Source organism: Hirschia sp., assembly GCF_058892565.1.
The window spans coordinates 40,381-54,278 of sequence record NZ_JBZXVU010000007.1; the positions used below are offsets into that span (position 1 = coordinate 40,381).

Here is a 13,898-nt window from a genome sequence, read left to right on the forward strand (position 1 = left end):
CCTTTTTCGGCACTAACCTACATTATCCGAATAGTTTTCTTACATAAATGTGACAAGTGCAGATTGAACACACTTTGCAAATTCATTCATTTTGTAAAATAAATTCTCTTTTTAAATCTAACCACTACCTGCTTTATGGCTAAAAATACAATTTAGAGCACGCAACTTCACATCAAGCAGACGCATATCAAAACGGAGTTAGGCTCAAATCTCTCTGAAAAACCTACATTAAGTATGTGTAATACCTAATTTTGCCACATGAATCTGTAGAATCGCGCATGAAACGAGAACAATAAAAGGTCTATGACATGAAATTACACCTCCCCCTCCTTGTCGCAACAGGTCTTCTAGCAAGTGCATGCGCATCCACCACTGCGCCGGTATCTGACACATCGAGTGTCAGTCAAACAAAAGAACTGCAGAAAAAGGAACCTTTACAGCTCACCAAATCATCCCCTGCACTTGAAGACATAAGCGCAAGTTCAAAGTGGACAGCTGTTGAGTTGTTATGGCCAGAATCTCCCTATATGGCGCTTTCTACAAGTGAAAAGCCCGACCAGCCTATTTATGGCCTCTCTTTTAATTGCAACACGGATACTGGCGCAATTTCTGGAAGCCTTCAAAATCAGCCCAAAGACAAAACTGGCTCAGCCGCATCATTTTCACTGAGAACATCTGACGGCACCGCAATGACGCTTTTGGGTATGTACGCAAAAAATTCGCTCAACAATTCCACTGATTTTGTGTTCAACACAGATTGGAAAGCAATGAGAGCAATTAGCAATGCCGAGCGCGTGGACCTCGTAAACCCAGAAGGTCAATCCATGCTTGCTCTGGTAAAAGATGAAGCCCCCCATCGCGGTGACACTCATCTCTTAGCAACGTCTGAAGGCTTTGAAGACGCTCAGACACAGCTTTATTATTACTGTAATCCAAAGTAAAATCGAACAAACGAAAAAGGCCAAGATTTCTCTTGGCCTTTTTTCATAAATACATTCAAGAAGCGCTAGTTTGGCAAAGCTGGAACTTGTCCAACCTTATTTGCAAGACTTTCTAATTCCTCAAAAACTTCTTCGCTGTTCTGCGTGTCATCAAACAAAACATAGGCTGCATCTGTTTTTCTTAGAATAAAACGCCGCCAGTTTGCACGGCTGCGGAATATCCAGATTTCATCTGGATTCTCTGGCAAAGTCGCCCATCCTGTCCACGGATGGTCCCCGCCAAGAGCGCGCCACATCTGTTCAATGTTATTAATTTCGGTTTCAGAGAACAGCTTCATATCTTATTCCAATTGTTAAGCCACTTGCCCTCAAGCCGCTTTAAGAATTTAGGATATCACACTCTGACAAATTTCGTAACAAATTGTTAGCAAGTATTACAGCTCAACAACACAAGCGTAACAATATTGAATTTATTCACTATTTTTATATTGTTTTTTCTCAATACCTAAAAACTCTTGCGCAGCTTGGCGGTGTGACGGCTGGATATGTCCGTTCACAACACTCATCGCCAGGGCAATAACAGCAGCATCGTCAGAAAAACCTAGAGCGAGAATAAAATCAGGAACAACATCTGTCGGCACCACAAAATATGCCAATGCTGCAAACAATACCCCTTTCACCCGCCCCGGTGTTTTCGGGTCAAATGCGCAATAATAAGCCGAAGCCAAATCTTCCGAGAATGGGATATATTTTAGATATTTGCTGAGCTTATTTAATGTCCGCTTGGCTTTTCGTTCATCTGCCAAACGTTGATTGATCTCTTCTTCCGTTTCTGGATCTAGAATTTCCATATCACCTCACAATTTTTCAAGTTCAATAAGAACATTGAAAAATGGCATACTGATGACTTTTGAAATCAGAGCCAATATCCACCTTTAAAAAGAAAAAAGCCCGGACCTTAAAAAGACCCGGGCTTAAGTAGCACGATTAGGGAAGACCAGACCTCTAACCGTGGAAGTTGTTGAACCGTTCTAGGCTCGAATTAGTTTTGGAACAGTGAAAGAACTGCTTGTGGAGATTCATTGGCTATAGACAGAGCCTGAACACCCAATTGCTGTTTCACTTGTAGAGATTGCAATAATGCGCTCTCCTTACCCAGATCAGCGTCGACCAATCCACCGACGCCTTCAGTGATCACATCCTGAAGACGTGATACGAAATTGGCGTGATTATCAATTTTTTGAGACGATGCTCCCAAACGGGACAAAGCACCATTTACATTTGTGATGCTGGCTTTAACCGCATCCAGCGCGAGTTGCGCATTCGCTGGATCACTAAGGTCATGCGTTGCAGGATCCAAAGTAACGTTAACACCACCAAAAGAGAAATCTTCTGCATCTATCCGTAATGTTGATGCACCGGACGCATCAGCCACAAACTCTAGGCCAGCAGGCTGAGAATTATTAAGTAGGTTCACGCCATCAAATTCCGCAGCACCAACAATTTTTTCAAATTGCGTCATTAGCGAAGTGAAATCTTCTTGAAACGCTGCACGCGATTCAGCATCAATCTCTTTGGTAGCAGAAAGCGCTTTTTCTCTTAATTGAATAAGAATGTCGGAAGCTGTTTCACCAGCTGTAATGGCCACATCACCAACTGATTTTGAGCGATCTAGGCCAATTTGAATAATATCATACGCGGAGTTCTCTCCACGTAAGCTTTGTGCAACAGAAAAAACAGCAGCATTGTCTTTAGCACTCGCTATTTTGAGGCCAGAACTAATGCGGTCAGTTGTTCCTTCTAAATGTTTGTTCGTCGCATTCAGGTTTTGCAACGCTATAAGCGACTGAGCGTTATTGTTTACGCCGTTTACCATAATCCGTCTCCAAACGTGGTCTTCCGGGTGGTCCCGAATTTTTCGTTAGGAGTAGAATTGAACCATTTTCGTTAATACTTCCTTCGCATTCGAAGAAACAATGCAATTTTTTTTAAATTTTATACAAATTATACAGTTTGATCGAGCCAAAGACCTTTAGTTGCATTCGTCGAATTGTTGGAGGCACGTGCAAATTCCAGCCAATCAGCATCCGGCCATTGGCGTATAACTTCACCACTTTCTGGATCAATAAGGCTGTGAATAAATTTACCGGACTCACTGTCCTTCTCAATGACAAGCTTACCTTTCTCAAGGCCGTGCTGACGAGAAATCTCTTCCACAAATTGCTTACGACGCGCCTCGATTGCTAGCGCATTCGCTTTTTTATCGTCTTGTTGCGTATCTAGTGCTACGCGATCCGAACGCACAACATCCAATTTAGATGAGGTGGCCGGGACAGGTGTAATCTCCGTTCCCATAATCCTAACTCCCGCCGAAAATGCTTTTTGCAGTCGGCTTTTGAAAAATCCGAAAAGCCTTCTCGGCCCTTTCGAGCCGAGAAGAAAATTCGAAAAACTCTATCTAAAGAAAGATAGCGCCAATCCAGAAGAAGAATTCGCAATAGACAGAGCCTGCACACCAAGCTGTTGCTTAGTTTGTAGCGACTGTAGTTTTGCAGATTCTTTTGCTAGGTCAGCATCAACCAAGTTACCAATACCATTTTCCATAGCGTCAGATAGCTTTGTGACGAATGTTGAGTGTGTTTCTATTGCTTTAGAACCAGTACCCAAACGTGCCAAAGAGGCGTTCACATTGTCAATTGATGTTTCAAGCGCAGTAATCGCAGCACCCGCTTTTGTCACTGTGTCGATGTCTGAACCAGCTGTTAGTGTAATTGTTGAACCAGCTAGAGAGAGATCTTCCGCACCAACAGTAAGCGTGCTTGTACCATCTGCGTTTGCCAAAGCAACAATGTCAGACGCACCAGATTTCAACAAGTTTGCACCGTTAAATTCTGCGTTGTCTACGATTGTTGTGATTTGGTCACGAAGCGCTTTAAAGTCTTCATTATATGCTGCACGTTGCTCAGTTGTAAGTGTGTCGTCTTTTGCACCAAGCGCTTTTTCTTTCATCTCAACAAGAAGATCAGAAACAGCTTCACCCGCTGCAACAGCTGTATCAACAGTTGAACCAGTACGGTCCAAAGATTGTTGAACAACATCATAAGAAGCAACATCTGCGCGCATGCCTTGGGCAATAGCGAAGATCGCACCATTGTCTTTGGCGCTAGCGACTTTCAAACCCGTGTTAATACGAGATTGAGTTGTTTCAAGTTCGCTGTTTGTTTTGTTAAGTTGCTGAAGGGCAACCATTGCGCCATAGTTTGTGTTTACACTCGTCATTTTGACGTACCTTTTTTCGCTTCTGCCTTTAAGACAGATGTTAATGAAAACCAGATCATTTTAATCCGGAGGCTTCTTGCCTAAGTATGACGTCGCAATATTGGTGCCTGTTTTTAGGTAAACATAACCAGCCCAAAGGTTAACTTTTCAAGGGTTTCAGGCCCGTTTGTTAAAAATGTGTAAACTGCTAATATTGAGTTAATTGACACTTATTGCCCATAGGCAAAATTTACCCGGCAACCCAAGCGGCAAATTTTGCCGTGTGCGCATGCTCAATTATTAAAATAAAAATGAAAACCGCCATCGCGTATGGTTAATACAAAGATAACAGCATTGTAAAATATAGCTATTTTTTACAAAAATCCGATATTATTCGTCTATTCATGCCTCAGTTAAGCAGCAAGATTGAGAGGCGGCAATTTATGCACACACAAGAAGGCCTCAAGTGCATTTCGCATTTGCTCAAAATCTGATTGCGTCAAATCAGTATGACACGGCAACCCTAAAGTTGATGCTGCTAACCGATCGGTATTTGCTAAATCTCCATGTTCGCAATAGCTAAAGGCCGGCATCTGCAAACACCCTCTCGACCACCATCTTCGTGTATACACACCTTGCGCAAGAAGATGCTCTTTGCATTGCGCTCCCAATGGCAAAGACATGCGAAGGACCGCGACAGAATTAAACCATTTATCGCCAAAGCCAGTTTCAAACTCAACGCCGCTTAAATCGCTCACCGCGTCTTTCCACTGGCTACACAATTCATGGAATCTGCGTCTTTTTACAGGCCACGCATCTAGCGATGCCAATCCGATAGCAGCATGATATTCACTCATCTTCGCATTGCCGCCAATCTGTTTGGCTTCACGCGTACCATCAAACCCAAAATTTGTGCGTGCACGAATATCTTTGGCGATATTGGTATCGGGCGCGATCACAAATCCGCCCTCGCCCGCAGGCAAAATCTTCGTCGTATGCAAACTCACACATGTCGTAATTTTTGAAGGCTTCACTGTTGCAAAAGCAGCAGCAGCGTCAAGCACAACAGGAATTGACGTGCGATCTTGCAAATCTTCCCACGGCTTCAAATCTATCGGAGCCCCAAAAGGCGTGACCAAGCATATCGCCCCAACATTATCGACACCAAGCGTTTTGATCGCTTCTTCAACATGCTGAAGGGATAATTGCTGGTTTGAAAATTCAACATCCACAAAATACGGCTCAAGCCCAGCCGATTTTGCAGCATGCGCAGTCGCAACGAACGTCCAGGACGGCAAAATACAATAACGCCCCGTTTTCTTGACTGATAACATGGATATCTGCAATGCCGCAGTTCCATTAGACATCGAAACAATTCGATCAGCATCAACAGACACATGTTGGGCCAAACGTTCTTCCAACTTAAGAACAAGCGGTCCAATATTGGTATAAATACCATTAGCATCGATCTGAGATATGTATTTTTTCAACGCCGCATGATCAGGCAATTGAGGGCGCATGACATATATTTCAGAAGGACTTGAAGAAGACATTCGCGTGCCTGTGTAGATACATAAAAATCTAACAATGACGCAACATTGTTAAAAATTCACTTCATTGCCTTCACACACCATCAACCTTCTTCCAAAGCTCATCCGATGTGTTGCTTAAAATTGCCTATCGTAAATTCCAAATTGTCCTTGAGATTATCACCCGATTGTTTGTCATCTTTCAGAGACGCCAGCCTCGCTTTGGATTTATCCTGATAGGTTTTTAAGAGGTCAGCATCCTGCATAATCCCGATAGCAAGCTTCTCCAATGCATCAAGATCCTGCACGGCTGCACCCTGTTTGATCGTCATTTGAACGTCGCAATTATCAAGCGTCAGGATAGGCAGCCCTTCAAACATGGACCAATATGCTGCATTTCCGCCTCCCTGCCGAGGCGGATTTAAGAAAGCATCACTGACGGATAAAACAGACCGCAAATCAGTGGTAAACTTCAACAATCGGATCTGACTTGCATGGTCTTTAAGTTCAGTTAATCGGCTAAAATCATCTGTCCCCACGATCAAAACACACGCTTTGGGGTTTGCATCCAACACCTTCACAAGCAATTTTTGAAACGCCACAGTCAGTTCTTGCTCTATTCGCGAACCAACAACCACAAATAAAAACGTATCTTTCTCAACTCTCAAAACATCTCTGTTTATCGTGTGCCTATTCTCATCAATCGTCATAAGATCAAATTCTTGTTTGATCATAACAGGTGGCTTTTTCTTAAGACGCTTCCAGTCAATCTGAGTGTCAGGAACTTCTTCTGATCGATAATATTGTACACCTGCCAATGATAGCGCAATGCTCTGTGTGGTTGGCCAACACAAAGAAGGAATGAAACCCGCACACATATCCGCAATGCAATTCATATCCCCAACACTAAGGATAAGGTCAGGTTTGAAGCTCTCCACATGTTCAAGGCAGTCCTTGATTTTCTGACTGCTCATGCCCTGCTCTGGTGCTGCATAAATATCTAACTCAGCGCCCATATAGCTCACATTATGCGCGCCAACAGTAATAGCAGGCGTTCCAATAAAGCCCTCATGATAAGATGATAATGCCGCGCCGGGTAATTCATTCACATTGAAGATCTCAACATGCTCCACACCGCTCAGCTTTGCCAGACGCGCAAATTCCATCATACACATGGTTGGAGAATGAGGTGGTTTTAAAAATTGCCCCCCCATAATCATCAGCCGGTTGGGCGTATCATCAATGACGTCCAAAGACGGCAATTCTGTTTTTTTGACTATCTGATCAACAAATTTCAAATATTTAGGTGCCAGCTTTTTATAAATAGCCTTCTCCAGCTGTTTTTCCGGCATCTGGGCACCCAGAGTGAATAAATCCCGCCTGATCGACCACAAAGCAGCGTGAAAAACAGGAATATCTTCACTAAAAAGATGAAGCATTTCAATGCAGGCAATTAGATAATCAATATTGCCATTCACATGAAAACTCTTGGATAAAAAGGCCAACGCTTGATCTGCAGACCATTTTTTCAGAGCCTGTTCCATTAAGGCGGTAGATGATTGCGTCGCCATTTTCGAAAGCCTTTATCAGATTTGATCAATTCCGTTTACCAATTATTGTTAGACATAGTTGAGTCCCGTAAGTCATTCGTTAAGAGACATTCAACTTGCAAAACAGCGCCAATATATCGCTCGCCATAATAACTGCGACTTTTAACCGAGGCGGTCGGTCACATGCGCAGATTTTTAAAAACTGGACAGATATCCAAAACGCAGCCCAATCCAACGACATAACTGCCACACTCTGCATTGTTGATGATGGCTCAACGGATGACACATATGCCCAACTCATCGCCCAATTTGGTGATCAGGCTAATATTGAAATTCTTCAGCATAAAACCAATCAAGGTCCGGGCCTTGCGCGTCAAACCGGCTTAAAGCAAACCTCCTCAAAATGGGTCTGGTTTCTCGATGATGATGATGATTTAGATGAAACAGCGCTCACTTCATTATTTGAGGCAATGCTTCATTGCGACGACGAAACAGACCTCATCGCGCATTCCCTGCAAAAAGACTATTCGCGGTTAAAACCATCACGACTTGGCAAACACCTTGCGCGCAATATCTATTGGTGCCGCGAGAAACAGGAAGTGTTCAACTTCATTTATGCGCGCGACCTTCTTGCCCAAAATGAAATCACATTCTCCAGCGGTGTTCATGAAGATATTCGCTATGTCGCTGAAGCTTGCAGCGTCGCCCAATCTGTAAAATGGGTCGATGCGAAAATCGTCCTCAAAAACACATCCGAAGATTCTATCACGCTTGGCCTCAGCAATCGGCGCATCGCTGGCTATTTACAAGCCTATGAAGAAATTGATGCCTCTCCCCTGATCAACAATCCAGATAATCTGCTCATCCAATATATCGGGTTGGTCCTGTATCTCATCTCTAAAGAAACCGCATCAGATAAAGCAATCGGCTATCTTCAATATTTACAGGCGCAATTACAAGCCACAGACAGGTTAGAGCAAGCCTCCCAAATTGCTGCCACGTATTCAGAGAAAAACACCAATTTTGAATATGCGACCCATATTTTCTTTGCCCACATCGCGAATTTGGAAAGTGATACACTAGCAGCCATCAAAGCTGTATTTGACACCCACATCACATGTCAGGATCTACAATCATCATTATTCCTTGGCCCAGATGAAATCAGAGCGTGCTGCAAACGTTTCTTTGTCGATGGCAAACAAAAAGGCGATGTTGTTCTCCTCAAAGCTGCACCAGACATCACATATAATGATATTCAAAACGCCAAAAGCGATCTGGTCACCCGCATGAATAACGCCACAGCTCCCGAGTGTAGCGGATGTCCCTATATTGATCGCCGCGCGCCCAAGCCAGACACAATCAGCTATATTTCCCTAGAGAATTTTTCATACTGCAATATGCGCTGTACATATTGCTCGCCCACCTATTATGGCGGACAGGAAGCCAGCTATTCCACGCCAAACATTTTGGCGAACCTGCTAGAGCAATCAGACAATTTATCAAGCAATTGTCATGTCGTTTGGGGCGGTGGTGAACCAACTCTCAGTCCAAATTTCAAACCCGTAAATGCGCTTTTATCTGCCAATGAAAATGTCGGGAAAATTCGCGTCCTATCCAACAGTTTGAAGTATTCAAAATCTCTGGTCGAATATCTCGAACATGATAAATTTCATCTCGTCACCAGCATAGATGCCGGCACGCAAGACATGTTCGCGCAAATACGTGGGCGCGGAAAAATGCAATCCGTTTTGGAAAATCTGCAAAAATACAAAACCGCCCTATCCAATAAAAATCGGCTGACAATCAAATATATCCTCACACCCGAAAATTTGGGAACAGAAGAACTACAAGCCTATGTCGATCAACTCAAACAATCTGAGCTCACCGATTGCCTTTTCCAGATCAGTTGTGATTTTCGATTAACTGCCGGTGATGAGCGTCTGCTTAACGCAATGTATGAACTATCCACGCGCTTATTTATAGCTGGCGCTAAATATGTATTTTTTGACGATCATATCCGCGACCGTTGCACAATGGATACCCAAAAGCTCGACACTGTCTTGCAACATATTGCACATTTAAATGCAAAAACATCCCACCTCATCACACACAAACACGATAGCAAGATCGTGCTTTGGGGCTTGGGCCGACAGTCAGAATGGATGCTAGAAAACTCGACCGCAGGCCAACAAGGCATTATCGCCGGCGTCGCCCGAAATGCGGATGATTGGGACGCCATATGCCAGCAGCATGGCAAACAATTGCCTATTCTCCCTGCTGGTGTTCAGTCCATGTATGAGATTGTTGAAAACATAAAATCAGCAAAGCTGGACCAACACATAATACGCGCCGTACTCGCTTAATAAATCTGCTTTATGCGCGTGCAACGGCCTGTTGCAATGTCTCGATCAAGCCGCCAATTGTGCGAAATTTATCCTGCATAAAATCCTCTTCTTCAAGCTCGATATCAAGCGCCGTTTCAAGCTCGGTGACGAGATTCATCAATCCTAATGAATCAACCAATCCTGCTTCAATATAGTCCAGATTAGCGCGCTCTTCTGCGGATTTAGGCAATGGCCCTCGCTCTCTAAGGATTGCCAACACTGTCTCTTCAACATTGATATTCATTGTTTTTTTACCTTCACCCAGCGGCCATGCTTGGCTGATTGCGTCATCGCATCCAGCAATTTCAAGCCTTCAAGAGACAAATCAACACCAAAAACTTCATTCGTCATACAAGATGCCCCCGTCTCTTTATAGGATAAAATGTCGTGATGAATATCCGCATATAGGTTTGCAAATGCTTCAACATATCCCGCAGGATGTCCCGGTTTAAACCGCGAATAACGAATAGAATTACACGCATGAGATTCAATGGCCCGATCATGAATTTCTCTGCGGCCATCTGCATATGAAATTTGCAAATGTTCAGGGTCAGCTTGCAGCCATTCCATACTGGCTTGATCGCCATACACCCTGATTTTCAAACCATTGCGATGACCCAAAGCAGATTTAGAATACCAGATATTTGCAGTCAGCTCATCCTCATATTTCACAATCGCATTGAGATCATCAATGATGTTTTCAAAACTACCAAGATTGCTCACATTTGCGACCACTTCCTCTGGTTTTAAGCGCGTCAGATAATGAATCAACTGATGCACATGCACACCAAGATCAAGATGAAGTGTTGGTATCTCACCATCTTTCAAACGCCATTCTTGCGGCACCATTGGTTGACCAGATTTATTGGTACGCAGGAACCCTTCTTGTGGCATTTCTATTTGAATTTGTTGAACTTTTCCCAGCTTTCCTTCGCCTATAATTTCCCGCATTTCACGCACAATCGGATAGCCAGAATAATTATAAGTCACCGCCAAAAAGCCACTTGTCTGGCGCACAATGTCGGCAATTTTTTGCGCTTTCGCCACACTATCCGTCAGCGCTTTTTCACAAATCACACGATAGCCTTGTTCTAAGGCAGATATCACAATTTCATCATGGTTTGGCGTTGGTGTCAGAACAAGAATTGCATCCAGTTTAGTCTGCTCCTGCGCCAACAGGCTTTGCCAATCAGGATAAGTTCGGTCCGTTTCAACACCATAAATTTGAGCAGACTTCTGATTTGTTTCCGCATTTCGGCTAAAACAGCCCGCAACTAAATCATAAAGCCCATCTGAACGAATAGCCGAGAAATGTGCATACCCAACTGCTGAATTTATGGAGCCGCCAATAAATCCAATTTTAAGCGGAGGCATTTTAGAGCTTTCAATCATGCTTTCGGCGTCCAATCCTTGCTACCATATTTTGCTTCAAGCTCTCGGCGCATCAATTTTCCCATATTATTTGTTGGCAAAGCATCAATAAAAACAATCCGTTGTGGACATTGAAAATCTGCCAAATGTTGAGAACTCACGCGCCGCACGGCTCTCGCCGTCACGTCAACTTCGGGTAATTGTGCATCTTTCACAATCGCAATTGCGGGCACTTCACCCAAGCTGTCATTTTCCATACTGAAAGCTGCACATGCAAACACGCCCGGTATTTGGGAAATAACGTTTTCAATATCACTGGGATAAACATTCATCCCGCCAACAATGATCACATCTTTTGCACGGCCGCAAAAATACAAAGCCCCGCGCTCATCCATCCGGCCAAGATCACCCGTTTTGAAAAAACCATCTTGCATAGATTGCGCGGTCTTTTCCGGTAATTTGTAATATCCTCCAAATAGCATGGGTGTGCGGCAAGCTATTTCCCCCACCTCTCCAATTTGGCAGATGTCTCCATCTTCTGATAAAATCTCTATGTCTACACCTGGTGCAGCAAACCCGACCGATCCTAAATCCTCTTGTTCAAGACTTAATTTTAAGGACGTCGCAATCGCAATTTCCGACGCGCCATAACATTCATGAAACTCACAAGAAAACACATTCAGAGCACGCTGCTTATCTTCCAGTTTTAGCGCAGCAGAAGACGACACCATCATGCGCAAGCTAGATGTATCTGACCTATCTTCCAGCGTTAATTTTTCCAAAAATTGCGTAATCGCCACAATTTGAGAGGACACAATGATTGTAAAACTCACACCATGCTGATCAATCATATCAAGCCAGTTTTGCACGCTGTATTTTGGCATGATCACGGAAGTGCCGCTATTTAACAAAGGCGTTAAAACCAGCCTCTGAGCGAGTGAATGATACATAGGCGTTGCCGCTAAAATGATATCATTGCCATCCACATCATAAAGATCAGTTAGCGCCTTTGCCCGCGCAATTTTTGAACCTTGCGTCAAAATGATAGGTTTGGGATCACCAGTCGATCCAGATGTCATGGTCAGAATATATGCTAAACTCTCCTCCCCATCGGATATGGGGGAGAAATCACTTTCCTGAAAATCAATATCGCACCCTAGATAATGTGAACCAGCATCATCTATTTCCGGCTTATCCAGCCTGATCCAATTATCGATATTTTCATCAACACCGTCATGCTTTCGAAGCGCATCAATTATCTGGGTGTTTGCAATTACATGTCGTGCTTCAATGGAATTAATCGCCTTGCTCATCGCTTCAACCGACAAGCTTGGGCTGATCGGCGCTAGAATTGCCCCCAAATCCGCGATTGCAACCAATATCGCGACAAACTCGATAGAGTTTGAGGACACAAGCAACACTTTCTCGCCACGCACGACACCTCGAATACGCAGGAAATGCGCAAAACCTCGACACAAAACTAACAATTCTTTGTAAGTAAGTGTGTCATCCCCGCATATCACAGCGAGTTTTTCAGGCTGGCTTTCTGCTGCTGAATAGATATTTGCCGCGATGCCACCAGCCACAATATTCATTCCTCAAGCTTTGCAAATTTAAGAAATGATCGTGATTTCAGACGATGCAATTCTCCGCTTGCAGACAACACAACACCATCATCAGCAATGGATCTTTGCACCAGTGTATTAGCTCCCACAAACACTCGCTCCCCCATTTCCACGCCATGCGCGATACAGGAATTCATGCTCAAAACACTCAAACGACCAATGCTCGCCCCGCCGCCAATTGATACTCCACCATTAATCCAAACAGCTTCCCTAATCTGGCAATCATGGCCGATATTGACTTGGCTGGTGATGAATGCGTGCGGCCCAATCTGCGAGCCTGGATGAATGGATACCTGATCCAAAATAATCGCTGTTTCATCAATAAAAACATCATCATGACGCACAAGACTTTGGTCACAATATCCAGTAATTTCAAAGCCTTGATCTTGCAATTGTTTGATACGCTCAAGCTTTAAAGCGTTCATATTCCGATAGCCTACAGTCATGATAACTTTGCAGGCATTTGGCGCGACAAAATCTCTAATTTGGCTAAATGGATAAAGCGGTAGATTGTTAAATTGCGTTTGTCCGTTTTGAATGACCACATCATCAACCGTATAGCCAATAATGTTGTGCGTTCGCCGAACATATGACGCAATCACCCTCGCCATAGCGCCGATGCCATATATCAATATGGATGTGGTCACTACTCTCTCCTGAACAACCAAATATCTAGCAAGTATAGGTGATTCTTCAGAAGTTGGTTGTTCTTATGAAATCAAGGCAGTTTCATGCCCTAGAAGAAACCTATCCCATTGTTTTAATTAAAGAATGATAATGCCAACCCAGAAGACTGGTTTGCTATTGATAGAGCCTGCACACCTAATTGTTGCTTTGTTTGCAAGGATTGCAGTTTCGCAGATTCTTTTGCAAGGTCAGCGTCAACCAGATTTCCGATCCCATCAGTTAAAGAATCAGTCAACTTATTTACAAAAACGGAATGTAAATCCAACGCCTTAGCTGCGGTTCCGATCTTAGCAGCAATTCGGTTCGTACCATTAATCGCCCTTCCCAACTGACCTATTGCATCAGCCGCTTTTGTGACCGTTTCTATGTCGGGAATGAGACTAAGATCCCATTGATCAGCTGTAGCAACAACAACTTCGGCATTCACACTGATTGTATTGGAGCCATCAGCATTGGCTAAAACAGAAAACCCCGCAGAGGAAGTCAAAAGGTTTACATCATTGAATGAAGCCTCCTCTCCGATTGCAAACAACTGTTTTCTAAGTGCTAAATA

14 protein-coding genes are annotated in these 13,898 nt (G+C 43.6%); 2 read left to right on the plus strand and 12 right to left on the minus strand.

What is annotated here, in order from left to right:
* Positions 1-308 precede the first annotated feature (308 nt).
* Complete coding sequence (locus AC5EF3_RS02730) at positions 309-941, plus strand: hypothetical protein (protein WP_015828144.1); 633 nt, start codon at positions 309-311, stop codon at positions 939-941.
* A 65-nt stretch (positions 942-1,006) separates the two neighbouring features.
* Here AC5EF3_RS02730 and AC5EF3_RS02735 read toward each other — a convergent pair whose 3' ends face one another.
* From AC5EF3_RS02735 to AC5EF3_RS02765, 7 genes are all read right to left on the minus strand, one after another.
* Positions 1,007-1,279, minus strand: a complete 273-nt coding sequence (locus AC5EF3_RS02735) for an RNA-binding protein (RefSeq protein WP_015828145.1) — start codon at positions 1,277-1,279, stop codon at positions 1,007-1,009.
* Positions 1,280-1,411: 132 nt separating this feature from the next.
* The gene (locus tag AC5EF3_RS02740; protein ID WP_015828146.1) at positions 1,412-1,792 is read right to left on the minus strand and encodes a YkvA family protein; all 381 of its coding nucleotides are present in this window, start codon (positions 1,790-1,792) and stop codon (positions 1,412-1,414) included.
* A 191-nt stretch (positions 1,793-1,983) separates the two neighbouring features.
* Positions 1,984-2,817: a flagellin gene (locus AC5EF3_RS02745; RefSeq protein WP_015828147.1), complete on the minus strand. Its 834-nt coding sequence runs from the start codon at positions 2,815-2,817 to the stop codon at positions 1,984-1,986.
* A gap of 128 nt (positions 2,818-2,945) precedes the next feature.
* On the minus strand, positions 2,946-3,296 hold the full coding sequence (locus AC5EF3_RS02750) for a flagellar protein FlaG (protein ID WP_015828148.1): 351 nt from the start codon (positions 3,294-3,296) through the stop codon (positions 2,946-2,948).
* Between the two features lie 99 nt (positions 3,297-3,395).
* On the minus strand, positions 3,396-4,220 hold the full coding sequence (locus tag AC5EF3_RS02755; protein ID WP_015828149.1) for a flagellin: 825 nt from the start codon (positions 4,218-4,220) through the stop codon (positions 3,396-3,398).
* Positions 4,221-4,612: 392 nt separating this feature from the next.
* Positions 4,613-5,752, minus strand: a complete 1,140-nt coding sequence (locus tag AC5EF3_RS02760; protein ID WP_493546939.1) for a DegT/DnrJ/EryC1/StrS family aminotransferase — start codon at positions 5,750-5,752, stop codon at positions 4,613-4,615.
* Between the two features lie 98 nt (positions 5,753-5,850).
* Complete coding sequence (locus AC5EF3_RS02765; protein ID WP_493546940.1) at positions 5,851-7,299, minus strand: glycosyltransferase family protein; 1,449 nt, start codon at positions 7,297-7,299, stop codon at positions 5,851-5,853.
* A 95-nt stretch (positions 7,300-7,394) separates the two neighbouring features.
* Between AC5EF3_RS02765 and AC5EF3_RS02770 the strand changes: the two genes are divergently transcribed.
* On the plus strand, positions 7,395-9,641 hold the full coding sequence (locus AC5EF3_RS02770) for a glycosyltransferase (RefSeq protein WP_493546941.1): 2,247 nt from the start codon (positions 7,395-7,397) through the stop codon (positions 9,639-9,641).
* 10 nt (positions 9,642-9,651) lie between these two features.
* Here AC5EF3_RS02770 and AC5EF3_RS02775 read toward each other — a convergent pair whose 3' ends face one another.
* The 5 genes from AC5EF3_RS02775 to AC5EF3_RS02795 all read right to left on the minus strand — a co-directional run.
* The gene (locus AC5EF3_RS02775; protein WP_493546942.1) at positions 9,652-9,906 is read right to left on the minus strand and encodes an acyl carrier protein; all 255 of its coding nucleotides are present in this window, start codon (positions 9,904-9,906) and stop codon (positions 9,652-9,654) included.
* A complete protein-coding gene (locus AC5EF3_RS02780) occupies positions 9,903-11,054 on the minus strand; it encodes a Gfo/Idh/MocA family protein (RefSeq protein ID WP_493546943.1) in 1,152 nt (383 codons plus the stop codon). Before AC5EF3_RS02780 ends, AC5EF3_RS02775 begins: the two co-directional genes overlap by 4 nt.
* Positions 11,051-12,619 (minus strand): class I adenylate-forming enzyme family protein, encoded by a 1,569-nt coding sequence (locus AC5EF3_RS02785; protein WP_493546944.1) that lies wholly within the window; start codon positions 12,617-12,619, stop codon positions 11,051-11,053. Before AC5EF3_RS02785 ends, AC5EF3_RS02780 begins: the two co-directional genes overlap by 4 nt.
* Positions 12,620-12,624: 5 nt before the next feature.
* Positions 12,625-13,305 (minus strand): LbetaH domain-containing protein, encoded by a 681-nt coding sequence (locus tag AC5EF3_RS02790; RefSeq protein WP_493546945.1) that lies wholly within the window; start codon positions 13,303-13,305, stop codon positions 12,625-12,627.
* A 113-nt stretch (positions 13,306-13,418) separates the two neighbouring features.
* On the minus strand, positions 13,419-13,898 hold a 480-nt coding region (locus tag AC5EF3_RS02795; RefSeq protein ID WP_493546946.1), incomplete at its 5' end, for a flagellin.

Coding starts and splice junctions, on each gene's coding strand:
- AC5EF3_RS02765 (WP_493546940.1), bottom strand. CDS start 7,299: ATGGCGACGCAATCATCTACCGCCTTAATGGAACAGGCTCTGAAAAAA.
- AC5EF3_RS02755 (WP_015828149.1), bottom strand. CDS start 4,220: ATGACGAGTGTAAACACAAACTATGGCGCAATGGTTGCCCTTCAGCAA.
- AC5EF3_RS02730 (WP_015828144.1), top strand. CDS start 309: ATGAAATTACACCTCCCCCTCCTTGTCGCAACAGGTCTTCTAGCAAGT.
- AC5EF3_RS02740 (WP_015828146.1), bottom strand. CDS start 1,792: ATGGAAATTCTAGATCCAGAAACGGAAGAAGAGATCAATCAACGTTTG.
- AC5EF3_RS02735 (WP_015828145.1), bottom strand. CDS start 1,279: ATGAAGCTGTTCTCTGAAACCGAAATTAATAACATTGAACAGATGTGG.
- AC5EF3_RS02780 (WP_493546943.1), bottom strand. CDS start 11,054: ATGATTGAAAGCTCTAAAATGCCTCCGCTTAAAATTGGATTTATTGGC.
- AC5EF3_RS02760 (WP_493546939.1), bottom strand. CDS start 5,752: ATGTCTTCTTCAAGTCCTTCTGAAATATATGTCATGCGCCCTCAATTG.
- AC5EF3_RS02775 (WP_493546942.1), bottom strand. CDS start 9,906: ATGAATATCAATGTTGAAGAGACAGTGTTGGCAATCCTTAGAGAGCGA.
- AC5EF3_RS02745 (WP_015828147.1), bottom strand. CDS start 2,817: ATGGTAAACGGCGTAAACAATAACGCTCAGTCGCTTATAGCGTTGCAA.
- AC5EF3_RS02750 (WP_015828148.1), bottom strand. CDS start 3,296: ATGGGAACGGAGATTACACCTGTCCCGGCCACCTCATCTAAATTGGAT.